Raw genomic sequence first — 26,104 nt, 5'->3', positions numbered from 1 at the left:
GCACAGGAATCTGTGCGGTTTGTAAAACCGTCATTCTGACCACCTGCGGAACGAAAGGTAAAAGTCTGGGGGAGTACTGTGAAACTCAAAGGATCTTGCCACTGCCAATCGGTTAAGTTCAGGTTGAACTCCGGGCAACCTTATCCCTTCAACCGTTGTTACTGCTCAATATGCAGAAAAACTGCTGGAGGAGGGGGCTTTGCTATTAACCTGGGGGCAGATTTCCAAACCCTGAAAGTGGAGGGCGAGGAGTTTTTGAGTGTCTATCAGGCTGAAATTGGGATTCGAAGTCGGGAAAGTAGCGGGAAGAGTCCGGCACAGCGACATTTTTGTTCAAAGTGTGGCAGTGCGTTATGGCTTTGGGACCCGCGCTGGCCAGAACTGGTACACCCCTTCGCTTCTGCGATTGATTCTGAGTTGCCGGTACCGCCAGTGCGTAGCCACATGATGCTGGATTATGCTCCGAGTTGGGTGCAGCCAGATATACGGGAGGGGGACGAAATGTTTGGAAGCTACCCTGAAGAGTCCCTGGCTGAATGGCACCAGCGAAATGTTCCCGATTAGGGAGGGGATAAAGAGAGGCGGGGCGAGCCTGTGGCCGCCCCGCTTCAGGTTTATAGAGTTAACCTTGCGTTTATTCTTCCGCGAGATAGAGCACCAGGTTATCCAGGAAGTTGACCAGGTCTGCCTTTTCAGTGTCACTCAGCCCATCAAACTGTTCCTTGCTGGATTCAGCTTCACCACCGTGATAGACAATCGCCTCAGTCATAGTGGTAGCGCGTCCATCGTGTAAATAAGGTGGTGTTGAGCCAACGCCCCAGAGGTTTTCTGTAAGGAATACTGAGGCTCCCACATTGCCTTCATCAATTTCCTCGGCCATGGCTGTTCCCATATCGTGACGCTTAAGGTCACCATATAGGCGGACGATAGCCCCGCCATTTTCCGATTCCTCAAATTGCCCCAGCGTTTGTCCAGAAGGAAGCTCCTGCGGGTTATCCATGATCTCTGTGAGCAAGTTAAATTGCAGGGATTGGCTGGGTAGGCCGGCTATATCGCCCGCGGGATAAGTTTCATCGCGGTAGCTAGCGTGCTGAGAGGGCTCATAGAATACCGGCGATGCAACTTCCATCTCGGGGGAGTGGCAAGAGGCACAGCCAATGGAGCTAAATAGCTCTTCGCCATTTTCGATACTGGCAATTTCCTCATTGCTTAAGGGTAGGCCGTATGTCTCCTGCTCCTCTTCCGTTAGGGAGTCGATTACGCTGTTAAGCTCGATCTTTGTTACCGGGCGGGGTTGCGCTGCGTTGTAGATAGTTAACGCGGTGATGTCACCAACACTGAGCTCGTTAGTGATCGAATCAAAGTCACTATCCGCATCACCGACCAGTTCAGTGGCCTGCATGCCCAATTCCTGGTGTGCCGCGCCACGAACGAATGCGCGTACAAATCCGGTTAGGCCTTTCCACTCAAAGGGTCTGACTACCAGGTCAGTATCGAGGCCTTCAACGCTATCGTAGTTGACCTCATCACAGGAGACGGAGATCTCACCAAAGCTAACGCCTTTTGCGGTTAGTGCGACAGTTGTATCGGTGCCGGATGAGCAGCTCTCACTGATAGCCTCATCCCGCAGAGTGTGCAGTTGGGTAGTCATTTCTTCTGCTACCAACTGTACAGCCCCCATACCGAACAAGTGGGGCGACTGGCGTTCGATAAATCCTCTTTGCTTGCGCTCAGGGTCCATGCGAATCACATTATCGTTAACACCACCACCGCCATCGGCCACGGGTACGTTGTGACAACTGATACAGGAGTCACCGTTGGGGCCCGTCGTGCGGTGGGGCAAGACATTTGCCCATGCATTTGGCCCTTTCAGGTCAGGTCGAGGGAAGCTGGTGAACCTTTTGCCGTTGCCTACATTTACGCCGACCCCGTCGAGAGCGTTGTAATTCATCTCGAATAACTCATCGCCCTCCTCAAAAGCGTGAACATAGGCTTCCAAGGTATCCATGGATTCGAGATCAGATTGCTCTAAATGTCCACCCAGGTGAATTTCAATTGCCCCAGCATGCAATATCTGTACGGTATCGAAGACTTCACTAAAATCGAAAGGAGTGGTCCTTTGCTGTCTTTGGTTTTTTCTTGCGTGCTTGGGAACTCGGTTTTTATCGTGCTTGGAACCAAAGTCGGCAAGCGCTGGAGTGGCATTAAATGTTAAAGCCGATATTGCCATAGCGACAGGCAACAGGTGTTTTTTAAGTATCATCAGCTATATCTCCGGGTACTGATATTGAGCGGACGTAAGGTGAGTTTTTCTACGAAAATGCACTCGATGCGGAGACACTCGAACACTTTTCTTTTAAGCACGATTCCCCAAAAAACTGATTATCAGTTGTGCTACAAGGAAAAATTGATAGAGATTTTGGTAATAACATTTTTATCTCGCAAAGTGCATCCAGTGAAGGTTTAACAGCATCCTTGCAAGCTTCTTATAGGTAGAACTGTGCCTGTTCTGCCACTTATGGCAGGCGTCAAGACCACGGGAGATACAGTATTGCGATAGCAGATTTTAAAGCTCAGATTAACTGACCTAAAGATCTAAAATGCGATCCCGATTGTGTCGATTTTGCCCATAACCTACCGCGCTAGTACGCGGCTATGTTTTTGTTTTTCGGCTTTTTTAGTTGCCGTTTGTGATGAATAAGTTCCTTTGAAAGGGTAGGTATTTGCATATTTGCCTTTCGGTGACAGGCTTTCCTACTTCACGGAAAGTCCCTATTCCTGGTGGTTGTGACATTAGATTTAGGAAAAAGTGCTGGTTATTAACGTTACTGAAGGCAATGGATATTTTGAAAAACTTATAATTATTTTCGATTGAGAGTGAATTCCCCAATTGTGAATTCGTATTGTCTTCAGGTGACACATGGTTTGGAGGCTAATAACTTATCTGTTTGTGGAATTTAATATCACCTTTGTAGATAGGGTTTATGGAAACACTTCTTACCTTCGGTGCGTGCCAGTTCGTTATACCAGATCAAATTTCAGCATGCGCTTGTGAGCGTAGATACAGAGATGAAGGGTATTTGATCGCTCTCTTACTTACAGAAAGGTGCTTTGGGGGGGCGACTAATGTGAACCGTATAACTGTCAAAAAAGTTTAGCTTTATTGAAAACATTATTGGCGTATTTTCCTTTCTAGTAGAGGGATAGAGTGATCGGTCTAAAACAATGGTGTTTCCGTTCGAGTGCTCAATGAATTTAGGCTTAAAGTAAAATTGGCGCACTATTCTTTTGAATGGCGCGATAAAGATCTTTGTCGCCATATATTTCAATATAGAAACAATGAGATAGTTCTATCATTGCGCCTGTAGGCGAGGAAGCCCCCAACTTACTATCAACTACAAAGCTGCTGAGAGATATTTTTAACGAGTGGTTCGTTTTTTCTCATTGTGGCGTACAAGGAACATGGATAGTGATATGGATTGTCACGACAATGTCACAAAAAATCGAATAAATTTGCCCGTATGGCTTCGTTTAACTGTGGCTGGTACTTTTGAATGAGGTAGGTTAATTCGAAGCTGATAAAAATATTAGTGTATTCGAATTGTATAAATTCCTAAGAGTTTTTAGGGGGTAGGGTGAGGAAAGTATTGATTTTGGGAGGTGATGGATTTTGTGGTTGGCCTACATCTCTCCACCTTTCAGAGGTGGGTTATGAAGTTATTATTGTTGATAACTTATCACGGCGAAAAATTGATATTGAGCTTGAAGTTGATTCATTGACACCAATCAGGCACCTGTCTGAGCGGCTTCGTGTATGGCGTGAAGTTTCCGGTATGTCCATCAGGCATATTTATATTAACCTCGGACAGGATTTTGAGCGATTGGTCACTCTCTTAAAAGAGGAAAAACCAGACGCGATTGTACATTTTGCTGAACAGCGTGCCGCACCCTATTCGATGAAATCTGTCCGGCATAGACGTTATACACTTGATAATAACTTGAATGCTACCAATGATGTCCTGGCGGCTATAGTAGAAAGCGGATTGGATATACATTTGATTCACTTGGGTACTATGGGTGTATACGGGTATGGAACAGCTGGTCTCACTATTCCCGAAGGATATTTAAAAATCCAGGTAGAGACTGAAGGGTATTTGAATGAACAGGAGATTCTTTACCCTAGTAATCCAGGTTCTATCTATCATATGACAAAGGCTCAGGATCAATTGTTATTTTCCTTCTATAACAAGAACGATCAGGTACGTGTCACTGATTTACACCAAGGGATCGTTTGGGGTACCCAGACCCGACAAACACAGAGGGATGAATCTCTGATTAATCGATTTGATTATGATGGTGATTATGGAACAGTCCTCAATCGATTCCTGATGCAAGCGGCGATTAATTACCCACTTACCGTTCATGGCACTGGCGGCCAGAAGCGGGCATTTATTCATATTCAGGATACCTGTCAATGTATTCAGTTAGCTATTGAAAATCCTCCAGAGATAGGCGATAGAGTCAAAATTCTGAATCAAATGACAGAGACGCATCGTATCAGGGATCTAGCAAATTTAATCTCCAACAAGACAGGGGTGGGAATTGCCTACTTGGACAACCCCAGAAAAGAGTCAGCAGAAAATGATTTGTTGGTAAATAATGATCAGCTTATCGAGATGGGGCTCAAGCCTATAACTCTGAATGATAATCTTCTCACTGAAGTTGAGGGTATTGCCAAAAAATATTCACATCGATGTGACCAAGCTAAAATCCCTTGTGTGTCGAAGTGGTGATTTTTTTATACTTCAATGGTCCTGGTTTTATATGAAATCAAGGCTGCCTGTGGAAGGTGAGGTTTAATGTCTATAGCTGAAGAGTGCAAAATATGAAGATTTTGATTGCTACGGATACATATCCGGAGCAACTAAATGGTGTTTCCAGAGTACTGGAAAAAACTGAGAAAGAACTCATAGCAAGGGGGCACCAAGTAAAAATTGTTTCTGCTACTGATTTTACTAATTTCCCCTGGCCGGGCTATAAAGAAGTGAAAATTGCAGTATTTCCTGGTGGGAAAGCTGCCCGAATTATTGAGGATTTTTCACCGGACGCTATTCACATTATGAGTGAAGGTCCTGTGGGGTGGGCTGTTCGTGGCTACTGCAAGCGGAATAATTTGCGTTTTACGACATCTTGGCTGTCCCGTCTCTCTGAATATGTATCGATTCGCTATAAAGTTCCACTGAAGTGGTTACACGGTCTCCTTCGTCGCTTTCATAATTCCGCAGCACAAACAATGGTGACTACAGATGGTATGGCAGCGGAAGCTCGAACCTTGGGGATTGCCCGTGTCACCCGCTGGCGAAGAGGCGTAGAGTTAGAAAAATTCCACCCGGTTGAGACAAAACTTTTTGAGGGCCTAACTCGACCTATCATGCTCAATGTAGGGCGTGTTGCAGTGGAAAAATCACTGGACAAGTTTTTATCTCTTGAGTTACCGGGAACAAAAGTTATCGTGGGGGATGGTCCTCAACTCAATGAATTAAAGAGGAAGTTTCCACAGGCGGTATATCTGGGAATTAAAGAGGGTAAGGACTTAACTGAATGCTACAGCGCTGCAGATGTTTTTGTATTTCCTTCGGTAACTGACACTTTTGGTCTGGTTAATCTTGAGTCTTTAGCCTGTGGTTTGCCCGTTGCCGCCTACCCTGTGACAGGTCCGAAAGATATCATTGGTGATGCCCCCGTTGGAGCGTTGGATAGCAATCTGCAAGTGGCCATAGAAAAGGCACTATTATTGGACCGATCGGAATGTGTTACTCATGCCAGGACCTATTCCTGGGATGTTGCCACTGAGGATTTTATTTCAAGCCTGGTCCCGGTAAGTGCAGTAGAGGCTTTGCCTGTTGATGGCTAGATAAAAGCGTTGCTCGTAAAGTTCGCAAGGCTTACTTGCGAGCTGACTTGAGCAATTCAACCCAGCAGTACTTGTTAACAAATGCATAGTGTCCCAGCTGGTGCCAGCTTTGAGTTGAGCTATTTGGCATTATACTTGAGAGATATTCTGGCATTTTAATATCAATTATATCGTCGGCATCACCATAAAATATTTTGGTGGAAGTGGTGATTTCACGAGGATCAAACCCCCAATCCCAAAGCGCCATTATCATTTCAAAAAAACCCTCCCCATGCTGCGTTGCTCCAGCAGAAAATGATTCTTCAAACATTTTCTTAAGTGCCGGGTCTCGAATAAACAGTGCGGCATCAGAGGCGTCTTTCTTTGCAAAGAGCTGAATATAATCTTGTATATTGCTATTGGCTTGGTATGCACTTAATCGGCACAGACAACGAGTAAGAAATTGCCAACGATGGATCTTTGCGATAAGTCTGATATCCGGGTTTTTTAGCAGGTCAGTCATTCCTGGGTAGTCCAGTGGCGCAACTGGGGCTGCAAGGGCAATTTTAGAGACTCTGTGGGGAAGTTTGTTAGCGATAGAAAGTGCATGAGGGGCACCACCTGAATGGCCGACTACCGAAAATGTCTCAATATTTAGACGATTAACCAGTTCTTCGATATCTGCCCCCCAATCAACCATTCGCCGGCCTCTATGGGGAGATGATCCCCCCACACCAGGTTGATCTACAGAGATGATTCTTACGCCAAGAGATGCGGTAAGGTCTCTATCAGGATTGCGAATTAGTCGCGAATCTGAGAAGCCATGATTGAAAAGCACAGGCCAGCCATTTGGATCACCATAGTCATCATAAGTAAGGATACGGCCGTCACTTATCTGCAAGGCAGGCATTCTGGGCGCTTCTTTAGGTTAGGTATGATCGGAGTATAGTGAGACTTCGTTTTGTGATGGGGGAGGCCAATGTTGTAACTTGTATCTGACCCAAAGGGGGAGTACCAGTTGATTAGGCGAGAAGGAGAATCACATTGAAAATAAAGACCACGCTGATCAACATCTGCTGTTTGACGTTACTGTTGGTTGCGGGTCTCCCTGTAGCACAGGAGACGGCATCTGGTGATCACGTCAAGGTGCGTTGGCTGGCACCTGATACATTTCGCCAAGGAATGAGAGAGACGGTTGGGTTCTACTTTGAGGTAGATCCTGGATGGCATGTGTATTGGCGTAATGCTGGAGATTCAGGGGCGGCTCCCCGGTTTGATATGGAGGCTCAGGGCGCTTTATTAGGGCCGATCGAATGGCCATTCCCAACGCGCCTCCGGGTAGAGCATCTTACTAACCTAGGGTACTCCGGGAATGTTGCCTACCTGTTCCAGCTCCTTCCAGATAAGCGCACGCAAGAGGTGACCCTGCATGCGGACCTGGAGTGGTTGGTTTGTAAAGTGGATTGCATACCGGGCTTTGCCACTATGAGCCTTGTACGGCCGGTTGCAGAGCAGGCGGCTTGGCCAGCTACAGATCTGGCGTTAAGGAATTACTTTGCCAACAGGCTTCCAGGGGGAGAAAGTGAGAGCCCGTGGCAACCAGTATCCATTTCAGCGCGAGGTAGTGAGCATATTACTTTGCAGCTCAGTGGGAATCGTAGCGATGAAATACCAAGTATTTTCCCCATAAATGGTGACTTGTACTCTGCGTCTGAGCCAGAAGTTCAGCGCGAAGATGAAACTCTCCTCTACAAGTTCAAGCGCCTTCCGGGCTCTGAGATTAGTGAAAGCAGTGAGTTTGTGATTACAGACTCGAGCCGGGCTTGGAAAGTCACTGCCCCCCTCTTATCCCAAGTGGAAATTGAGAAGAGTGCGACCTCTATATGGCTTTTACTCCTGTCAGCATTTATTGCCGGTATCCTATTGAATCTGATGCCCTGTGTTTTCCCGGTGCTGTCCATAAAGCTATTTGGACTGATTAACGGTGGTAATCGTCCAGCCGAACGCTTGCGTGAATCTTTCCTATATGGCGCCGGCATTATGGTGACTTTTCTTGCCCTGGGGCTTGCTTTATTGGCTCTACGCTGGGGAGGGTTGGCCGTTGGCTGGGGTTTTCAACTTCAGTCACCGGTTGTGGTAATTGGGTTAATTATGCTCTTCTGGCTGATGGCCCTATCCTTTAGCGGCTTTTTGGAGTTTGGGTACCGATTAATGGGGCTTGCTAGTTCCAGTAGCCGTGGCTCCTTTACCACCGGTGTTTTAGCTGTCTTTGTTGCCGCCCCCTGTACCGGTCCATTTATGGGAGCAGCTCTGGGAGCTGCGGTGGTGATTCCTCCACTTCAGGCTCTACTCATCTTCTTATGCCTCGGTTTAGGGCTCGCTGCGCCATTTATTTTGATGTGTGCAAGTCCTGTAATACTGAGGCATCTGCCAGCTCCAGGTCCATGGATGGAGAAGTTGCGTCAGTTTCTTGCATTTCCGCTTTACGCAACGGTGATATGGCTACTATGGATTTTAGGGCGCCTAGCTGGGGACTCAGGTTGGTTGGCCGGTTTAAGCCTGTTGCTCGTTGTTACTCTTGCAATCTGGCTAGTAAAAAATTTTTCCAAAAAGGGGGGAGCAGCGGGTCTGATTTGTGTCGCTGCTATTTTGCTAATATCTCTACCGGCAATCCGTATGGAGGGTGGTGAGCAACCTGCAGAAATGGCGTATGACTGGCATCGTTATGACAAGGCACTGTTGACGGAAGCCTTGGATAATGGGCGCCCTGTATTTATTGACTATACCGCAGCCTGGTGTATTACCTGCCAGGTAAATAAAAAGCTGGTGCTTGATACCCCAAGTGTACAAGCATTATTTAAAAAGAATAACGTGCTTCTAATTCGGGCTGACTGGACGCGTTATAACCCTGAAATTACCCAAGCTTTGCAGGATTTAGGGAGGAACTCTGTACCTGTATATGCATGGTATCCTGCAGGAGAGAAAAAACCAGAGTTACTTCCACCACTGCTGCAAGAGTCTTTAATTGCAGCACTGTTTAGTAAGCTCTTAACTGTTAATAGTGAGGATGGTTAATTATGAAATTACTTTTCAACGTGAATAATTCGATACTTAGAGGAGTTTTGCTTTTATTCCTGATGTTGCCGAGTGTTGTGTTGGCAGCAGCCGTTCCTGGACAAAAAGCGCCAGAATTCTCAGTAGTGGATGCTGCTGGAAAAACTCACAATCTCTCCGATTACACAGGCCAATGGTTAGTTATTGAATGGTTTAATAAAGATTGCCCCTATGTCAGGAAACACTATGGCAGTGGTAATATGCAGTCCCTTCAAAAAAGGTATACAGCACAGAAAGTAAATTGGCTCACGGTTATTTCTTCAGCTAAAGGAAAGCAGGGCTATTTGGAGCCAGAGCAGGCTATGGCAGTTGCACAGAGTCATAACCTCGGCGCAAGCGTACCCTTCTTGCTGGATACCTCTGGAGTTATGGGGCGTGCTTATGGAGCTAAAACTACTCCGCATATGTTTATCATTAATCCTCAGGGTGAAGTCGTATATGCTGGAGCCATTGATGATAATGACTCAGCCAATCCTGCGGTTCTAGGCAGTTCACACAATTATGTTTCTGCTGCACTGGATGCTTCACTGAAGGGACTGGCTGTGCCCAAGTCTTCGTCGCGGGCTTATGGATGTAGTGTGAAGTACTAAAGGAGTTTATTTGGGGTGGAAAAAGCTCGTTATAGCTTCCTGGTTCAGGCGTTGATATTTATCACCTTGGCGGTACTAATGGTTACTGCCGTGGGTTATTTCCACCAAAGAGATATCCCTGAGAACCAGGCCCCTCAGTTAGAGGGGCAATCGCTGCAGGGAAATCTTATTGACTTAAAGCAAATGTACTCTAAAGGTCCAGTATTAATTTATTTTTGGGCAACCTGGTGCCCCTATTGCCGGATAGTTTCCCCCGCTGTGACTGACCTGTCTCGGGATTACCAGGTTGTTGGTGTTGCGATGCAATCTGGAACAGAAGAGGTGGTTACTGAATATATGCGGAATCACAAACTTGCTTTTCCTTCTCTAAATGATCCATATGGTGTTTTAAGCGCCCAATGGGGCATTAAAGTGACGCCAACCTTGCTGATTGTCGACACTGACGGGCGCGTTGCCTGGGTCACCACTGGCGCCACATCCAAGTTGGGTTTGCAGTTGCGTTTAAAGATGACAAAGTAGCTTGTCACCATTAAGGTCACTGTGTCGTATTTAAGCTTATATCAAACTCTCTTTCCCTGAGCCTGCGATGGTTGGCGTAAAAATTGCTCAATTGCCGGGGAGGACAGCCCTTATAGATATGCTTCTATAATTCCTTAAAGGTCTGTCTCTTGCGCTGGAGAGTGGCGTGTCGGTTATTGATTCTTTTGACTATCAAGATCTGGATGCGCAAAGGGTCGGCCGTTTCGACTTTGGTATCAATACAACGTTTATTGTATATAGGTTGGGTGACACTATTATCGATGCCGGCCCCAGTAACCAGTGGAAATACGTCAAGTGGTTTGTAAAAAATAAACCTTTTCGGCAATTAGTCCTCACCCATCACCACGAAGATCATAGTGGTAACGCCGGCGCAATTTATAAGCTTACTGGTATACAGCCAAGAGCCCCTAAGGCGACAGTAGAGATATTAAAGAGAGGTTTTCGAATACCGCCAATACAGATGCTGATTTGGGGGAGGGCCGGGCGTGCGGAAGCTGCGCCACTACCGGAAGATTTAAGGTTCTCCGGCGAAAAGGTAGTTGTTATCCCCGCACCAGGGCATGCCAAAGACATGACCTGTTATCTGGTTCAGGATCGAGGGTGGATATTCACTGCTGATCTGTATGTAGCTAGTAAGTTAAAGCTATTGCGTAAAGATGAAAGTATTCCAACTTTAATGCACAGTATCAAAAAAGTGCTCACCTATGATTTTGATATTATATTTTGTCCTCATAGAGGGATTGTAGAAAAAGGAAAAATCCGCTTACAAGCCAAGTATGATTATTTGTTAAATCTTGCAACTGAAGCACGGGAATTGGACCGGCAAGGATTGCCTCTTGGTGAGATTACCCACCGGCTATTGGGAAGGGAAAACTTGATGAGTGTCGTGTCCGGTTACAACTTCAGTAAGAGAAACTTAATAGCTTCTTGTATGCGGGTTGATCCTACAGAAGTGTCTGATTATTGATCTTTCACTAAGAATAAGAAAAGTATTAAATCTCGTCCGTATGTAATTTATAAGTGAGTACCGATTTTATATAAATTGGTACTTTTAATTAAGTTGTCGCTATTCCTGAATGCCCTCAATTTACAATCAGTCTTTCGACTCTCTCATGTTAGTATTTGCAACATGTATTAAGGGATATTAGATGAGCTCAAAGATGAAGAAGATTGGCCTTTTGGGTGGAATGAGTTGGGAGAGTACAGCAATTTATTATCGCCTGATTAATGAAGGAATTGCTCAAAGGTTAGGAGGGCTGCACTCGGCTGAAATTCTACTTTATAGCGTCGATTTTGAAAAAATTGCACGGTTACAAATGGAGGGTGATTGGGCTCAGGCAAGTAATCTATTGGTTGAGGCGGCAATATGCCTGGAAAAAGCTGGTGCTGAGGGCATTTTATTGTGCACTAATACTATGCATAAAGTAGCTGGAGATATTATCGAGACTATTGATGTACCTTTTTTACATATTGGTGATGCTACAGCTGAAGCACTTAAGAACAGAGGGATAAAGACCGTCGGCTTGTTGGCGACAGCTTTTACTATGGAGCAAGATTTCTATCGTGGCTATATGCAGGAAAAGTATGGGATTGAGGTTTTGATTCCGGAGCCCAGCGATAGAGAGATAGTCCACAGGGTTATTTACGAAGAGCTCTGTAAGGGGAGAGTCCTTAACAGTTCAAAAATGGAATTTATTCGTGTTGTGGATTTGCTATCCAATCGAGGTGCCGAAGGTGTGATCCTAGGGTGTACAGAGATTTGCATGTTGCTTTCGCAAGAGGATACCTCTACTCACCTGATGAACTCCACAGAGATTCACGCTCAAGCCGCAATAAAGTTCGCACTTGATTGTTGAATAGTGTTGCTAGGTTTACTTAGAGATATCTTTGTCAACCAAAAGTTAGACTGATGCTCCACTGTGACATCCATTAAAGCCACTCTACTAGCTTCGAAGTGTATCAGTGGGTGGTTTTTTTATAACACAAATCTACTCTTGTTAGGTTTTCTTGTCCCATATTCGTTAGTTTTTTAGTATTAACCTCTTTTGTTAAGTGGGTTTTCTGTGGATGTTTGTCTGTGAGTTAGAGCTGACAAGATAAAATATCTTCACAGTATTTGTTTGTGGAAATGATATTTATCATGTTTATTACGGTAGGCTAAGGTTGTTTTTTTACCTCAAGTCATCAAATAAGTTTCATTTGTCCTCTGTAGAAGTTATTATTTGGGATATACCCTTCTTGTGTATGTGCGCTCTATTTTGCTTCCTCTTGTAATAGAATTTAATTTAATTATTTAATTAGATTTATTTTATTTTTGGCAGTTTTGTCAGTATCTACATTTTTAGTCGTTCTTAATTTTTAAATTGCCTTTTTTGCTCTTGCAAATTGTAGTTTTTCTGGCATTTTCTCTGGTTGTCACACTTCTTGCAGTGAATGTATTGGTGGTAACCTCCCTCTGCATAAGCGAGCTTTCAAGTGCGTAAAAAATTTTTATTGATCTCCTGGAGCACTACCTTAATTAGCCAATTTATTTTTGCTGTAACGCACAAATTGGTTTAAGTGAAAGCTGGTTGATTTGGCTCGGAAGAAAATAAGAGATAACTAAAACAGGGTATTTCTCCTATGAATGAAAAAAAGAAGCGCTGGCTTACGGCCTGTGGCGCTCCCTCTCTGCTGGCAGCTTCGATTGCTGCATTAAGCAGTCCCACTTTTGCTGAAGATGCACTCCTTGAGGAAGTGATAACAATCGGTACCCGTGTTGAAGGGCGTTCCGCTACAGATTCCTCCGCTCCCATCGATATCGTGACCGGAGAAGAATTTGTAAACCAGGGTGATGGAGATCTCAGTAACCTGCTTAGAAACGTTGTTCCATCCTACAACGTTAATGCAAAGCCAATTTCTGATGCTGCCTCAATCGTTCGCCCTGCAAACCTGCGTGGACTGCCACCCGATAGCACACTGGTTCTGGTAAATGGTAAGCGTCGCCATCGCGCTGCCGTCATTTCCTTCCTCGGAAGTGGTGTTTCAGATGGTGCCCAGGGGCCAGATATCTCTGCAATTCCGGCGATTGCTCTGAAACAGGTTGAGGTCCTGCGTGACGGTGCCGCAGCCCAATATGGCTCCGATGCGATTGCCGGCGTTATCAACTTTCAGTTAAAGGATGCAGCTGAGGGCGGCACGGTTGAAGCCAAGTATGCAACTACCGCTGAAGGTGATGGTGATCAGAGTACGATAGCGGCGAATTTTGGCCTGCCTCTGACAGACTCTGGTTTTGTGAATGTCAGCCTTGAGTATCGTGAGCAGGATTCTACCAGCCGCAGTGTGCAGCGGGATGATGCAGCCCAGTTGATCGCCGATGGCAATACCTATGTTGCCAATCCTGCGCAGATCTGGGGCCAGCCAGAAGTTAATGACGACACCAAGTTCTTTGTTAACAGTGCCATAGAGCTAAATGATACTGCTGAGCTGTATGCCTTTGGTAACTATGCCAGCCGCGAAACAGATGGGGGCTTTTACTTCCGGAACCCGGAAACTCGTCCCGGCGTTTATGCGCTTGATGATGAGCCCTTAATTGGTGATCTGGATGCTAGCAATGGTATCTATGATTGTATTGGCATGACCCATGAGGAAGCACAGTCTAGTGATGAGTGCTTCTCATACACCGAAATGTTCCCAGGCGGATTTACTCCGCGCTTTGGCGGTGAGCTAGAGGACTACTCAGCAGTATTTGGTGTTCGTGGTGAATTTGCAAATGGCATTGGCTACGACGTAAGTGCCAGTACCGGTCACAACGAAGTAGACTTTGTAATCTACAACACCGTTAACGCCACGCTGGGACCTGACAGCCCGACCAGATTTAGCCCTGGTGGTTATATACAGGAAGAAAACAACTTCAATATCGATTTGACTAAGAGCATTGAACTTGCCGGAATGCCTCTGTTCATGGCCACGGGCTTTGAATGGCGTGAAGAAGAGTTTGAAGTCAAACAGGGTGATACTGCCTCCTGGCAAGTTGGTGATCTGGCGGAGCAGGGTTTCCTGATTGGTTCGAATGGATTCTCTGGTTTTGGTCCTGAGGTTGTAGGCACATTTGACCGGGATAATATTGCACTTTACACCGACTTAGAACTCGAAGTCGTCGAAGCTCTTCGATTAGGTGCGGCACTGCGTTGGGAAGATTTCTCTGATTTCGGAGATACTTCCAATTTCAAATTGTCAGCCCACTATACAATCAACGATGTGATTGCCTTGCGCTCTACGCTGAGCACCGGTTTCCGTGCTCCGACTCCGGGTCAGTCCAACATTACCAATGTCACTACGGCTTACACCAATGGCGCATTGGCTAACCGGGGAACTATTCCGGCAACCAACCCCATTGCAGTATTGAAAGGCGGTAAGCAGCTGCAGCCAGAGGAGTCTCAGAGTTTCACTTTCGGTACAATTATTGCCGCAGGTGATTGGGATATTACCCTGGATTACTTCCTCATCGATGTAACAGATCGAATCACTCAATCTGCTAACCAGGAACTGACTGATGAAGAGCGGGATCAGTTGGTTCAGGATGGCATCAGTGGTGCTGATTCCCTTGAATATTTCCGTTTCTACACCAATGACTTCGATACCCAAACCCAGGGTATCGACTTGGTGGCGACTTACCCACTCGGTGATGCAACAGATTTCAACCTGGCTTTCAACTGGACGGAAACGGAAGTTACCGATTTCAGTACGGATACCATGGATGAAATGCGTATCAGGCAGCTGGAGGACGGCCTACCAGAGGTGCGCGGTAATGCATCTGTCACCCATAGTGGTGACAGCTGGCGGGGCTTAGTGCGACTCAACTACTACGGTAGCTACTGGGAAGCACATTTGGACGATTACAGCTTGCCCATTGATGCCGGTGATGAGTGGACTGTGGATATTGAGGCTGCTTATGACTTCAATGATTCCATGACCTTGATCGCAGGTGCGGAAAACGTATTCAACAACTATCCAGATAAAAACCCCTGGTCCGGTGTTGCTGGAGCGGAATATCCGGAAACGGCACCTATGGGATTCAATGGAGCTCTGTACTACGTAAGAGCGCAGTATGAGTTCTAAGTAATCCCAGCTGTAGCTGGAATTTTGTAGCTGGCTAACCTGGGGTTTCTTAATACCGGGTTAGCCGACTGCAGAATTATGTGACGATTAGATCCCGCTGTAAGTAGCGGGATTTTTACATATCCCACAGTGAATTTGTGGCCATAGATAAGGTAATTCTTTCCTTATCTTGTATTTGCTTTAGGTCTTCAAACACCTCTTTCACCTCCATCGACTCAATTGCCCCATACACCGCCTGATAGAGTTCTGAGAAATAGCGATCTACCTCTCGTCCCATATTATTAATTTCACGAATTGTCGGTGGATCACTCAGATTGAGGCGGCGAATAAAGTCATTGGCACTTTCTTCATGGGTGTATTGCAACCATGTCTTCATCACCTTATTTTGCGCTACATCATTGTAGTTCTGCAGGTTTTTCGCCATTCTCTGCTCATGCTCAAGCATGTGTTTTAATAGCAATTGGGTTCGGTAGTCCTCTGATTTGTCCAGTAAGGTCTCGTAAACAGCTGCCATTTCCAGGTGAAATCTCTCAGCATCCTTGATGACTTCAAATGCTTGTTTGAAAGTCTTCATAGTAAGTACCCTCTGATGACCAGGCTATTGCCTGGGCTTTAAAATATTTTTACATCAGCACTCGCTCTCTACTTTATATAGCATTTATCCAGTTAATAAGGACCTGTGGAAATATTCCGAAAAAAACCAGTACGGCAGCGAGAGTTGCGATTAAAAACTGCCCTGAAGTGGTAATTTGTAACGTTTCGCTGTTACTGCTAGTGTCAATGGCATCTCTTTGTACCATCGTAAGTAGAAGACGAAGGTAATAGAAGAGGCCCAATGCACTACCAATAACCACACCAGCGAGAAGAGCCCACATTTTTCCTTCAACACCTGCGGTAAAGATGTAAAACTTCCCAATAAACCCAATAGTTAAGGGAATTCCAGCCAGAGATAACAGCATTAGAGCAAGACAGCTCGCCAGCCATGGACTACGCCAGAGTAATCCCCGGTAAAAGTCTCTGTGATAGGGATCATCTGCACTGTCGGTCACGTCACTGACATTTGTTCCATGGGTTAGTTGGGCGGCCTCCACTGAATCGGCTATCAGGCCAACAATTGCAAAGGCTCCTAGTGTAGTAATGACATAGGCGACCATGTAATAAATAACTGCCTCTGTACCAAACGCGCTATTGCCGATGATAAACGCCACAATTAAATAGCCTATATGGCCGATTGAGGAGTAGGCCAGCAGCCTTTTGATATTGTTTTGCATCAGGGCCAATAAATTTCCGATCAGCATGCTGGCTATGGCTGCGATTGACAGCAAGTCAATAAGAATAGGGCTCTGGTAGAGATTTAAGGTATTAAAGAATCGCAACAGAAAGGCAATTACGGCTGTTTTTCCCACTGTGGCGATCAACGCCGTCGTAGGCGTAGGTGCGCCCTGGAATACATCGGGTGTCCAGATATGAAATGGAACCAGTGATAACTTGAAAGCAACAGAAATGATCAGCAGAGTGGCGCCGGTTGCAAAAAGAGCAGAAGTCTGTGAAAGATCCTGTATACGTGTAGCGATACTGCCAAAGTCCAGTGCCCCAGACGCCGCATAAATTAATGCGATACCGAATAGCCCGAGAGCGGTAGAAAGTGCTGAAAGGATTAAGTATTTAAAGGCAGATTCCAGGGAATTTACTTGATCTTTACTTGAGGATAAATTGCCAGTAACCGCAAATCCCAACAGTGGATAAAGTGCGAGGCTAATTAACTCTATACCGAGGAAAAAGGTGGCAAAATGGCTGGCAAATACCAGGGTGCTTGCTCCCAAAATGGCAAGTAAAAGTAGTATATAAAACTCTTCTGGATAGCTATCCGGGTTTCTATTCAGGTCACACCGAAGTTTTAAGTAGTTGTATCCCATAACGCTGACGGCTATGGCGGTAACTAATATCAGCAGACAGAAGAACAATGAGTTGTAGTCAATCGAGAGTAGGGCAGTCACTTGAATGGACCCGTTATTGCCCGATAGGGTGGCTCCAACCCAGAAACAGGCAATGATAGCGGCTACCAAAGTGATAAGAGTTGTAACCAGAGCGCCCGCATGATTTCTCCAGAAGGATACTTGGAGCAGCAAAATTACAATACCGGCACTAATCAGTAAAAGCGGTAGGATAGAAAATAGTTCTTGGGCACTCATAGAGATGTACCTGTATTAGCGCTTTTAGCAGTAGGAGAGGATAAGCTTGCTGAAGTTTCCGGCCCTGTCTTTTCTATAACGACTTCTTCATTTTCAGGGGCCTGAAATTTTTGCATTGATTTAGCAATCGTAGGCTCGGCGATATCAAAGATAGGCTGGGGGCGGAGCCCGAAGATCACGAGAAGCACCGCCAGTGAAAGAAGCGCAGAGATCTCCCTGAGGCTTAGATCACTGACAGTTTTTCCCTCTGTAGCGGGTTTCAATTTGTCATTAAACTTGCCAAAGAAGACACGCTGCATCATTAATAGTGCATAGAGTGCTGCTCCAATTAGCCCAATTGCTGCAATAACCGTTAACCAGTGATTAGCTTTAAAGCTACCAACAAGCACCAGGAATTCGGCAACAAAATTACCCAGTCCAGGCAGTCCCAGAGAGGCGATGGCAAAGAAGAGTGCAACGGCGGATAGCTTTGGCAGAAGAGGCCAGACACCACCGAGCTGGCTCATATCCCGAGTATGGAGACGATGCTGTAGTGCGCCTACTAATGCGAAGAGAGCAGCAGTACTCAAGCCGTGGGCGATCATTTGCATCACTGCGCCCTGCAGGGCGATAGTATTCAGCGCGTAGAGCCCCAATAGAACAAATCCCATATGGCTCACACTGGAATAGGCCACAAGTCTTTTCATATCCTTCTGAGCGAATGCCAGCGATGCGCCGTAGACCACACTGATGGCTCCAATGGTCATTGCAACCGGTGCAAAAGCTTGTGAACTCTCCGGGAATAAGGGCAGTGTAAAGCGTAATAAACCATAGGCTCCTGTTTTCAATAGAATCGCTGCCAGCAGAATACTGCCGGCAGTAGGGGCCTGGGTATGGGCGTCAGGTAACCAGGTATGGAAGGGCAGCGCTGGCAACTTGACGATAAAGGCAATAAAAAAACCGAGCATTAACCAATAAGCTGCTGTTGCAGACAGTTGAGCACCCAACAAATCCATATAGTTAAAGGTCAGTTGTCCGCTATTCCGATAGTGGATAAATGCCAAGGCAACGATGGCAATCAGCATTAACAAGCTGCTTGCCTGGGTGAAAATAAAGAACTTTATCGCAGCGTAGACTCTGCCCTCATAGCCCCAAACTGCAATCAACAGCAGCATGGGAATCAGCATGACTTCCCAGAAGAAAAAGAATAAAAACAGGTCGATAGCGGTAAACACACCGACAATACCGGCCAGTGTCCACAGGTAGTTAAAATAAAAGAAGCCGCGCCGGAAGGTGACATCATTCCAGGTCATTACTAACCCAAAGATTCCCATCCCCATTGTCAGTAGCAGCATAAGAAAGCTGAGTCCATCAATCGCCAGATGGAAGCTGATCCCAAACCTGGGTATCCACGATATCAAAAGGCTATCCCACCACTGACTGTCACCTGTAACAGCTGTGGACTCTGCCTGGGGGAAATAGCTGATCAAGAGCAGGGATGCGATTATCAGGGAAACCAGGCTGATTAAGCGCCCCCCTTCATAGAGATATCTCTCTGCCAGCCAGGCTAATATTCCCCCAACAAATAAAATTATAATTATTGCCAGTAATGTCATAGAGCCACCAACAGGGCTAGGAATAAAATTGATCCGGCTACAAAGGTGGCCAGGTACCAACGTATTTGGCCATTTTGTGAAGAGCTGAGGGCGTTATTTAGATGTGCACTCAGCGAAGCGGTACCCTTGTAGATGCTGTCGATAATATCTTTGTGGTTAAGGGCGGTGATAAATTTAAAAGGTCTTACAAAGACCCGGTCATAGACCCAGTCAAACCCCCATCCCTTAAACCAAAACTGCATTAGTGGAGAGCGCTGCTCCCCAACCTTCTTCTCGAATAGGAACATTTTCCAGGCGATAAACAGGCCGATCAGTGGCATGGCAATGGCAATAGCTTCAATGACCCAGGAGTGGTGTTCGTCGGTTGGGGTGCCAAAGACTCCCTGGAGAGGTGGAGCGAGAATTCCACCAAATAGGGCAAGTACAGCGAGGAGGCCCAAGGGAAGCATCATCACCGTGTTATTGGCGTCTTTACAGTGTGAGGAAGCGCTGCCCTCACTGCCCAGAAATGCAAGAAACAGAACCCGGAAGCTATAAATCCCTGTGACCAGCGCACCTAATAGACCGGCAAGCCAAAGCAGGTTTACTCCTTGATGATATTCATAAGCGCTGAGCAAAATATGATCTTTGCTGTAGAAACCGGACGTAAATGGGAGCGCTGCCAGGCAGGCGCAACCGATAGTAAAGCAGATAAAGGTAAAGGGGATTTTGCGATAGAGGCCGCCCATGGCAAAGATATTCTGCTCGTGATGTACGCTCAGGATTACTGACCCTGCGGAGAGGAAGAGCAGAGCCTTGAAGAAGGCGTGGGTCATCAAATGGAAGATGGCTCCTGACCAGGCACCGACACCCAGGGCCAGGAACATATATCCAATCTGGGAGATGGTTGAATAGGCCAGGACCCGTTTGATATCACTTTGTGCGATAGCACTGAATCCGGAGATTAATAGAGTCAAAGCGCCGACAATGGCTACAGCTGTCATGGCGGTTCCAGACAGCTGATAAAGCGGGTGCATGCGGGCGATCAAGTAGACCCCGGCCGTCACCATGGTGGCAGCGTGGATAAGGGCGCTGACGGGAGTGGGGCCTGCCATCGCATCGGGGAGCCAGGTCTGGAGTGGAATCTGTGCTGACTTACCCACAGCGCCACCCAGTAACAGCAGCATAGCGATAGTGACAATTTGAGTATTGACCTCGGGATTCCCTGCCGCTGTGATGAGCTCCGGTATATTTAGTGTTGAGAACTCAAAGAACAGCAGGAACAAGCCGATCGCCATGGCGGTATCGCCGACCCGGGTGACGATAAATGCTTTCTGCGCGGCCGCGCCGTTTGCAGGGTCCTTATACCAAAAGCCAATGAGCAAGTAGGAACAAAGACCAACGCCTTCCCATCCCAGATAGAGAAGTACCAGGTTGTCCGCCATTACAAGAATTAACATGGCAGAGACAAATAGATTCAGGTAGGAAAAGTAGCGGCGGAAATCCGGATCTTCACGCATATATCCGGCTGAGTATAAGTGAATAAGGAAGCCCACTCCGGTAATGATCATCAGCATTACCAGGGTTAGCCAGTCCACATGAAAGGTGAAGCCGAGTTGGAGGTCAGATACTCGCATCCACTGCCAAACTGACAGCGTAACGACCGATTCCGGGTTGCCCAGAAAGGTGGAGAGTGCGAGGTTAAAAACCAGAATCGCTGCGATTCCCACACTGCCCACCCCAATCAGACTCACTAACTTTTGTGAGGGCTCCTTTTGTGTAAAGAGTGGAATGCTGATGAGGGTTAGGAAACCAAGAAAGGGAAGCAATGGTATCCAGGCAAGTGATCCGTTCATATTAACCCCTCAATCCATTGAGCTGGTCAATATCGACCGTGTGTTTGCGATAATAAAATTGCAAGACTAGCGCCAGTGCAATGGCTACTTCGGCAGCGGCCAGGGTGACAACAAAAACAAACATCACCTGCCCATCAGCATTGCCCCAGTGTGCGCCGGCGACAACAAACATTAATGCTGCGGCATTGGTGCAAATTTCAATACTCATCAGCATAAAAATAATATTTCTTCGGATGAGTAATCCGGCTAACCCCAAGCAAAATAGAATGGAGGCCAACAGCACGCCAGCCTCCAAACCAGGTGCAGATTCGATAGGCATAGCTTCACTCCGGTTTAACTGTTCTTCTGTGTCGGGCGAGGTGAAAAGCTCCAACAAGCCCCGCTAAAAGCAGCATTGAAGCCAGTTCGACAGCGAGAACGTAATGGCTAAAAAGTGCAATACCGACCTGTTTGGGCCCGATATAGTGATAGGTTTGCTCTGAAGGAATTTGCCCGCTACTAACCAGCAGAAGTAGCTGGATTAACAAAATGGCTGATAGAAGGGCTGGGCCAATCCAGGTGTGGGGTTGTAACCAGGCTTGCTCCTGTGCAACTGAAGCGTCTCCCTGATTGAGCATCATGATGACAAAAATAATCAATACCATGATTGCGCCGGCATAAATAATAACTTCCAAAGCTGCCGCCAGGGGGGCGCCAAACTGGTAGAAAATAACGGCAACCGATAAAAGTGAAGTGACAAGATAAAGTAGCGCGTGGACCGCGTTCTTGTGAAAGATAACCATGGCGGTTGAGACAATGGCAACCGCAGCGGTTAAGTAGAAAATGTAATTCACTGGGAAAACCTCTTTTTAGTTATTAGCCTTATTGAAATCAGAGATTTAGGCTTTTTACATTAATGGGCTCGGCCTCATTTTGAGCTTCGCCCTTGTCCTTACCTGAGATGGCCTTTCCTGCAATTTGATAAAAGCTGTAGTCGTGATACTTACCGGGGCCACTGATTAGAAGATCTTCCTTTTCGTACACCATGTTTTGCCGATCGTACTCGCACATCTCAAAGTCAGGTGTTAGCTGAATGGCATAGGTTGGGCAGGCATCTTCACAAAGCCCACACATAATGCAGCGGGAAAAGTTGATACGAAAATATTCGGGACGCCAGCGGCCGTCTGGATCTTCTGTTTTTTGTAGTGAAATACAATCAGGAGGGCAGGCAACGGCACAGAGATTACAGGCAACGCAGCGCTCGTCACCGTTGGGATCTCGGGTGAGCACGATCCTGCCACGATATCTGGGTGCCAGGTAGGGCTTTTGGTCAGGGTATTGTACGGTAACGTTCTTCCGGAACAGGTGTTTAAATACCAACCACATGCTGCGAATCTGGCTTGAAATCATTTCTTTGGCCTCGCACGCTTATTTTAATTTTCTAGGCTGTCCACAAAAGTACCGCTGCGGTAGCCAGTAGGTTGATCAGGGCCAGAGGTAGCATGACCTTCCAGCCAAATTTCATTAATTGGTCGTAGCGGGGGCGTGGAATCGCCGCCCTTAACAGAATAAACACACCAACCAGAATGGCAGTCTTCAGGCAAAACCAGATAAATGGGGGCAGTAGGGGGCCGTGCCATCCACCGAGAAACAGGGTGGTGATTAGTGCTGAAATTAGGATTACTGCCAGGTATTCACCCACAAAGAACATGCCGAACTTCATACCGGAGTATTCGGTATGGAATCCCGCTGTCAGTTCGTGCTCAGCTTCCGGAAGATCAAATGGAGTTCTGCGGCTCTCGGCAATACCGGCAATAAAGAAAACAATAAAACCAAGGAATTGAGGGATGATAAACCAACCATCTGCCTGGGCATTAACAATCTCGCGCAGATTGAAACTGCCAGAAAGCATAACAACGCCCATCAGGCTCAAACCCATAAATACTTCATAGGACACGGTTTGAGCGGCAGCCCTTAGCCCTCCGAGCAGAGCATATTTATTATTTGATGCATATCCCCCAAGAATTACGCTATAGACCGCAATAGAACTCATAGCCAGCACAAACAGTAAACCGATATTCAGGTCGGTGACCCCAATATTGGGCGATATGGGCACTACGGCAAAGGCAATCAACATGGTTGCCATAACTACAGTGGGTGCCAGTACAAATACGGGAATATCTGCAAATTTCGGAGTGAAGTCTTCCTTGAAGAACAGCTTGATCATATCTGCAATAACTTGCAGGGTGCCAAATTTCCCTACCCGGTTAGGGCCCGGGCGATCTTGCCAAAAGCCCAATAGGCGGCGCTCGCCCCAAGTTAAAATGGCTGCTAGCAGCACGGTAACTATCAATACGCCGAAAATATTGAGCAATATGATCCAGATATTTGTGCTCATAATTAGTCCTCTTGCCCGATTGCGGAGCTTTCTTCCACTGGCAACAGATTGGCGCCACCCGGTAATACGGGGGAAAGAGTTTCAAGCCCTGGAAGACCATAGGGCACACCCAGGCTGCCCGAAGGTTGGCTATCGGAGATAACCACACTGCCCCGGAAAACACCGCTATTGGTGTCTAACGCCACTGTGTCTCCCTGGTTGAGGTTGGCACTTTCGGCATCACCGCGATTTAAAGTAAAGAATGGCTTATCGATCACTTTAGCGATGGCCATTGCGCGGTTACTGAGCTCTTCCGAACCAAACATTCGGTAAATCGGCAGTGTCGCTAGACTGTGGTTATCGCTATCTGTATCGCCATCGGAGGCTATGGGCAAGGACCACTCCGATAGTGCTTGCTCTCGCCGCTGGATATATTTACCCGAGGCACCACCACGGCGTTCGCCACCCACTTCCTGCTGAAACTTGAAAATTGATTGGTTGGAGTTCCATCCGGGAGACCAGATATTGGCTTGCAGCGGTGATCGGTTCGGATTGTGCACACCTTCCATGCTAAAGCTCATGGGAGCATCGGGGTCTTGGTGTGGGGGCTCCTCTGAGACATGTTGCTCTGCGTGAATAGCCGTGCGCCCACTGTAGCGAGCGGTCTGTCGAGCAACCTTGAGCCCGTCAATCCGGAAGTTTTCATCCGGCCCTAAATCTTTGATGACCTTGAGTGAAGAAACACTTTCCGCTAGGGAATCGGTGATATCCGGGCAGTGATTCCAATTGATAATAGTGTCGATACTCTCGGAGTGTTCTGTGCAAAAACCAGCGGCATCTACCAGCCAGCGCCAGCTCTCCTGGATATAGCCAGTGCCTTCATAGACCGCATAAAATCGCTGTGCCAAACCAGTATTGTTAACAAATGTCCCTTGGGATTCGGCCGTTGCGGATACAGGAAAGATTAAGTCGGCATGTTTGGCGGTTTCATTGAGCAGGGTGTCCAGCAGAATGATATGGTCGACGCTGGCAAACAGACTGTTTAACTCTTCACTCGCGATTCTTAAGGAGAGGTCATTCTCCAGAATCACTAGGGTTTTATCGATATTGGTTTTGTCATTCTTGAGTTCAGTGATCAGTTGCTCAAGGGAACCGGTTTCGGGCTCAAACAGTTGAATAACTCCTAAGCTATTAGCCTCTTCACAACACAAGTATAGAGAAGTAGGTTTGCCATTTTTTTCTGCCAGTGCACTGGCGATTTTGGCTGCGCTGTGGGTAAGGTGGATATTTTTGCTGCTGGTTCCAGAGATGATCACTGGGTTCTTGGCCGCAGTTAATATTGCAGAGATTCTTTCAGCTTCCTCCAGATTCTCTGCATTCAGTGAAGTTTTGTTGCTTTTAACCTCCAGAATATTATTGGCAATTGCCTGGCCGATTTGGGCAGCCTGTTCCGGCAGGGTATAGATCGCTTTACAGGTAATATCTGAGATCTGATTGAGTTCGGTGCCGATAAAAATAATCGGGCTGGGTTCACCCTCTAATTGTCGAACAGAAGCATCCTGCCACAAGGGTATTCTTAATGATTCAGCTTGTTCTTTTTGGCGGCTCCGTGCTGCTTGGCGAACTGCCAGGGCAACCCTGGGGGCTGTGTTGTAGATATCTTCTCCGAGTATCAATACAACATCTGAATTTTCTATCTCAGGGATGGTCGGGCTGTGGATATTGGCATCGCTCTGAATTCTATCGACAAGGTGTAGTAGCTGCATATCCCGCTGGTTGAGGCCAGAGAAGAAGTTATCCCGCCCTACAAACTTTAATAGGGCGAAGTTATTTTCCAATGATGCCCTGGGTGAACCTATGCCTATTAAGTGATGCTCACCTCTTTGCGCAGATGCGAGTTTTTCTGAAAGTGAGAACACCGCGTCCTTGGGAGAAACCTCTTTGTGCAAACGTTCATCAGTTTCTGCTGTAGAGCTAATCACATCATCTTTGCGCGCAGAAAGTACTTGGGTTATCCGGCTCTTACTGTTGACATATTCGTATCCAAAGCGCCCCCGATCGCAGAGAAAATAGCCGTTGATATCGTGGTGATATAAGTTGACCACACGGCGCAACATCGGGTCTTGGTTGTTGCCGGATTCCCTCGCTCCAGGCGCGGTGTTGCAACCCACGGCACAGTGTTCACAGACTGAGGCAGCTGTTTGCAAATCCCATTTTCGGACAAAGTGCTGGCTGAAGGTCTTATCGGTAAATACTCCGGTGGGGCACACTTCGACAAGGTTCCCACTAAAACCATTTTCCAGCATGCCCTCGGTATTGCGGCCAAAAAAGACCTGGTGATTGCGACCCAGTGCTTGCAAATCCTCGCCGCCGGCATAGTCGTGATAGAACCTGACACATCGATAGCAGGTAATACAGCGATTCATTTCGTGATTGATAAAGGGGCCGAGATACTGGTTTCGGTGGGTGCGCTTGGTACCCTGATAGCGGCGCATGGTATGACCGGACATTTCAGTCATATCCTGTAAGTGGCACTCGCCGCCCTCCTCACAAACCGGGCAATCGTGAGGGTGGTTGGTCATCAAGTCTTCTATCACAGAACCGCGAAAATCTTTCGCGGCTTCCAAACTGACACTGTAAATACCGCCGTCTTTTATCGGCGTCATACAGCTCATAATCAACCGGCCCCGTTGATCTTCGCTGTCCTTATGCTCGATAACCGCACATTGGCGGCAGGCGCCAACAGAACCCATGGCGGGGTGCCAGCAAAAATAGGGGACATTCAAACCCAGGGACAGGCAGGCAGTGAGCAGGTTTTGATCTCCATCAACCTGGTATTTATTACCGTCTATTGTGATGGTTGGCATTTGAAATCCATTTTCTTTTTAT

At 46.8% G+C, this 26,104-nt stretch carries 20 protein-coding genes; 9 read left to right on the top strand and 11 right to left on the bottom strand.

What is annotated here, in order from left to right; genetic code table 11:
* The first annotated feature begins 78 nt into the window (after positions 1–78).
* Positions 79–564, top strand: a complete 486-nt coding sequence (locus ACJJI3_RS11990; protein ID WP_444939857.1) for a GFA family protein — start codon at positions 79–81, stop codon at positions 562–564.
* A gap of 70 nt (positions 565–634) precedes the next feature.
* On the opposite strand, the gene ACJJI3_RS11985 is transcribed toward ACJJI3_RS11990, so the two are convergent.
* Complete coding sequence (locus tag ACJJI3_RS11985) at positions 635–2,263, bottom strand: di-heme oxidoredictase family protein (protein ID WP_444892918.1); 1,629 nt, start codon at positions 2,261–2,263, stop codon at positions 635–637.
* A 1,372-nt stretch (positions 2,264–3,635) separates the two neighbouring features.
* Here ACJJI3_RS11985 and ACJJI3_RS11980 point away from each other — a divergent pair.
* A complete protein-coding gene (locus tag ACJJI3_RS11980) occupies positions 3,636–4,793 on the top strand; it encodes an NAD-dependent epimerase/dehydratase family protein (RefSeq protein ID WP_282934046.1) in 1,158 nt (385 codons plus the stop codon).
* 92 nt (positions 4,794–4,885) lie between these two features.
* On the top strand, positions 4,886–5,914 hold the full coding sequence (locus tag ACJJI3_RS11975) for a glycosyltransferase family 4 protein (protein ID WP_444892920.1): 1,029 nt from the start codon (positions 4,886–4,888) through the stop codon (positions 5,912–5,914).
* A 31-nt stretch (positions 5,915–5,945) separates the two neighbouring features.
* Here the strand turns inward: ACJJI3_RS11975 and ACJJI3_RS11970 are convergent, their stop codons facing one another.
* On the bottom strand, positions 5,946–6,803 hold the full coding sequence (locus ACJJI3_RS11970) for an alpha/beta hydrolase (protein WP_444939856.1): 858 nt from the start codon (positions 6,801–6,803) through the stop codon (positions 5,946–5,948).
* A 134-nt stretch (positions 6,804–6,937) separates the two neighbouring features.
* Here ACJJI3_RS11970 and ACJJI3_RS11965 point away from each other — a divergent pair, with 134 nt between their 5' ends.
* The 6 genes from ACJJI3_RS11965 to ACJJI3_RS11940 all read left to right on the top strand — a co-directional run bounded on the left by ACJJI3_RS11965 (position 6,938) and on the right by ACJJI3_RS11940 (position 15,237).
* Positions 6,938–8,968, top strand: a complete 2,031-nt coding sequence (locus ACJJI3_RS11965) for a protein-disulfide reductase DsbD family protein (protein WP_444939855.1) — start codon at positions 6,938–6,940, stop codon at positions 8,966–8,968.
* 2 nt (positions 8,969–8,970) lie between these two features.
* Positions 8,971–9,597, top strand: a complete 627-nt coding sequence (locus ACJJI3_RS11960) for a thioredoxin family protein (protein ID WP_444939854.1) — start codon at positions 8,971–8,973, stop codon at positions 9,595–9,597.
* 15 nt (positions 9,598–9,612) lie between these two features.
* Positions 9,613–10,116: a protein disulfide oxidoreductase gene (locus tag ACJJI3_RS11955; protein WP_444939853.1), complete on the top strand. Its 504-nt coding sequence runs from the start codon at positions 9,613–9,615 to the stop codon at positions 10,114–10,116.
* A 166-nt stretch (positions 10,117–10,282) separates the two neighbouring features.
* Entirely contained in the window at positions 10,283–11,104 is an 822-nt protein-coding gene (locus ACJJI3_RS11950; protein ID WP_282934039.1) for an MBL fold metallo-hydrolase, read from the top strand.
* 181 nt (positions 11,105–11,285) lie between these two features.
* Complete coding sequence (locus tag ACJJI3_RS11945; RefSeq protein ID WP_444939852.1) at positions 11,286–11,993, top strand: aspartate/glutamate racemase family protein; 708 nt, start codon at positions 11,286–11,288, stop codon at positions 11,991–11,993.
* Between the two features lie 766 nt (positions 11,994–12,759).
* Positions 12,760–15,237, top strand: a complete 2,478-nt coding sequence (locus ACJJI3_RS11940; RefSeq protein ID WP_444939851.1) for a TonB-dependent receptor plug domain-containing protein — start codon at positions 12,760–12,762, stop codon at positions 15,235–15,237.
* Between the two features lie 115 nt (positions 15,238–15,352).
* Here ACJJI3_RS11940 and ACJJI3_RS11935 read toward each other — a convergent pair whose 3' ends face one another.
* The 9 genes from ACJJI3_RS11935 to nuoG form a co-directional block, all read right to left on the bottom strand.
* Complete coding sequence (locus tag ACJJI3_RS11935) at positions 15,353–15,811, bottom strand: hypothetical protein (protein ID WP_282934036.1); 459 nt, start codon at positions 15,809–15,811, stop codon at positions 15,353–15,355.
* A gap of 73 nt (positions 15,812–15,884) precedes the next feature.
* A complete protein-coding gene (locus ACJJI3_RS11930; RefSeq protein ID WP_444939850.1) occupies positions 15,885–17,429 on the bottom strand; it encodes an NADH-quinone oxidoreductase subunit N in 1,545 nt (514 codons plus the stop codon).
* A complete protein-coding gene (gene nuoM / locus ACJJI3_RS11925) occupies positions 17,426–19,024 on the bottom strand; it encodes an NADH-quinone oxidoreductase subunit M (protein WP_444936567.1) in 1,599 nt (532 codons plus the stop codon). Before nuoM ends, ACJJI3_RS11930 begins: the two co-directional genes overlap by 4 nt.
* Positions 19,021–20,859 carry an NADH-quinone oxidoreductase subunit L gene (nuoL, locus tag ACJJI3_RS11920; RefSeq protein ID WP_444939849.1) on the bottom strand — a complete coding sequence of 613 codons (1,839 nt, stop codon included), beginning with the start codon at positions 20,857–20,859 and terminating at the stop codon, positions 19,021–19,023. The genes nuoM and nuoL overlap by 4 nt, the downstream gene beginning before the upstream one ends.
* A 1-nt stretch (position 20,860) precedes the next feature.
* Positions 20,861–21,178, bottom strand: a complete 318-nt coding sequence (gene nuoK / locus ACJJI3_RS11915; protein WP_413664585.1) for an NADH-quinone oxidoreductase subunit NuoK — start codon at positions 21,176–21,178, stop codon at positions 20,861–20,863.
* A gap of 4 nt (positions 21,179–21,182) precedes the next feature.
* Positions 21,183–21,692, bottom strand: coding sequence for an NADH-quinone oxidoreductase subunit J (nuoJ, locus tag ACJJI3_RS11910; protein WP_413664586.1), 510 nt, complete (start codon positions 21,690–21,692; stop codon positions 21,183–21,185).
* 37 nt (positions 21,693–21,729) lie between these two features.
* Positions 21,730–22,248: an NADH-quinone oxidoreductase subunit NuoI gene (gene nuoI / locus ACJJI3_RS11905; RefSeq protein ID WP_282934031.1), complete on the bottom strand. Its 519-nt coding sequence runs from the start codon at positions 22,246–22,248 to the stop codon at positions 21,730–21,732.
* 31 nt (positions 22,249–22,279) lie between these two features.
* The gene (gene nuoH, locus ACJJI3_RS11900; RefSeq protein ID WP_282934030.1) at positions 22,280–23,236 is read right to left on the bottom strand and encodes an NADH-quinone oxidoreductase subunit NuoH; all 957 of its coding nucleotides are present in this window, start codon (positions 23,234–23,236) and stop codon (positions 22,280–22,282) included.
* A 2-nt stretch (positions 23,237–23,238) separates the two neighbouring features.
* The gene (gene nuoG, locus ACJJI3_RS11895; protein ID WP_444939848.1) at positions 23,239–26,082 is read right to left on the bottom strand and encodes an NADH-quinone oxidoreductase subunit NuoG; all 2,844 of its coding nucleotides are present in this window, start codon (positions 26,080–26,082) and stop codon (positions 23,239–23,241) included.
* Positions 26,083–26,104: the final 22 nt, after the last annotated feature.

The sequence above is a fragment of the Microbulbifer maximicatervae (SeqCode) genome, from assembly GCF_052466985.1.
This window is presented reverse-complemented; position numbering and strand designations above follow the sequence as displayed.

Bases quoted from the DNA above. Each gene is read 5' to 3' on its own strand.
- ACJJI3_RS11985 (WP_444892918.1), bottom strand. From the start codon at position 2,263: ATGATACTTAAAAAACACCTGTTGCCTGTCGCTATGGCAATATCGGCT.
- ACJJI3_RS11940 (WP_444939851.1), top strand. From the start codon at position 12,760: ATGAATGAAAAAAAGAAGCGCTGGCTTACGGCCTGTGGCGCTCCCTCT.
- ACJJI3_RS11930 (WP_444939850.1), bottom strand. From the start codon at position 17,429: ATGAGTGCCCAAGAACTATTTTCTATCCTACCGCTTTTACTGATTAGT.
- ACJJI3_RS11945 (WP_444939852.1), top strand. From the start codon at position 11,286: ATGAGCTCAAAGATGAAGAAGATTGGCCTTTTGGGTGGAATGAGTTGG.
- nuoK (WP_413664585.1), bottom strand. From the start codon at position 21,178: ATGCCTATCGAATCTGCACCTGGTTTGGAGGCTGGCGTGCTGTTGGCC.
- nuoI (WP_282934031.1), bottom strand. From the start codon at position 22,248: ATGATTTCAAGCCAGATTCGCAGCATGTGGTTGGTATTTAAACACCTG.
- nuoH (WP_282934030.1), bottom strand. From the start codon at position 23,236: ATGAGCACAAATATCTGGATCATATTGCTCAATATTTTCGGCGTATTG.
- ACJJI3_RS11970 (WP_444939856.1), bottom strand. From the start codon at position 6,803: ATGCCTGCCTTGCAGATAAGTGACGGCCGTATCCTTACTTATGATGAC.
- ACJJI3_RS11960 (WP_444939854.1), top strand. From the start codon at position 8,971: ATGAAATTACTTTTCAACGTGAATAATTCGATACTTAGAGGAGTTTTG.
- nuoL (WP_444939849.1), bottom strand. From the start codon at position 20,859: ATGAACGGATCACTTGCCTGGATACCATTGCTTCCCTTTCTTGGTTTC.
- ACJJI3_RS11975 (WP_444892920.1), top strand. From the start codon at position 4,886: ATGAAGATTTTGATTGCTACGGATACATATCCGGAGCAACTAAATGGT.
- nuoM (WP_444936567.1), bottom strand. From the start codon at position 19,024: ATGACATTACTGGCAATAATTATAATTTTATTTGTTGGGGGAATATTA.
- ACJJI3_RS11935 (WP_282934036.1), bottom strand. From the start codon at position 15,811: ATGAAGACTTTCAAACAAGCATTTGAAGTCATCAAGGATGCTGAGAGA.
- nuoG (WP_444939848.1), bottom strand. From the start codon at position 26,082: ATGCCAACCATCACAATAGACGGTAATAAATACCAGGTTGATGGAGAT.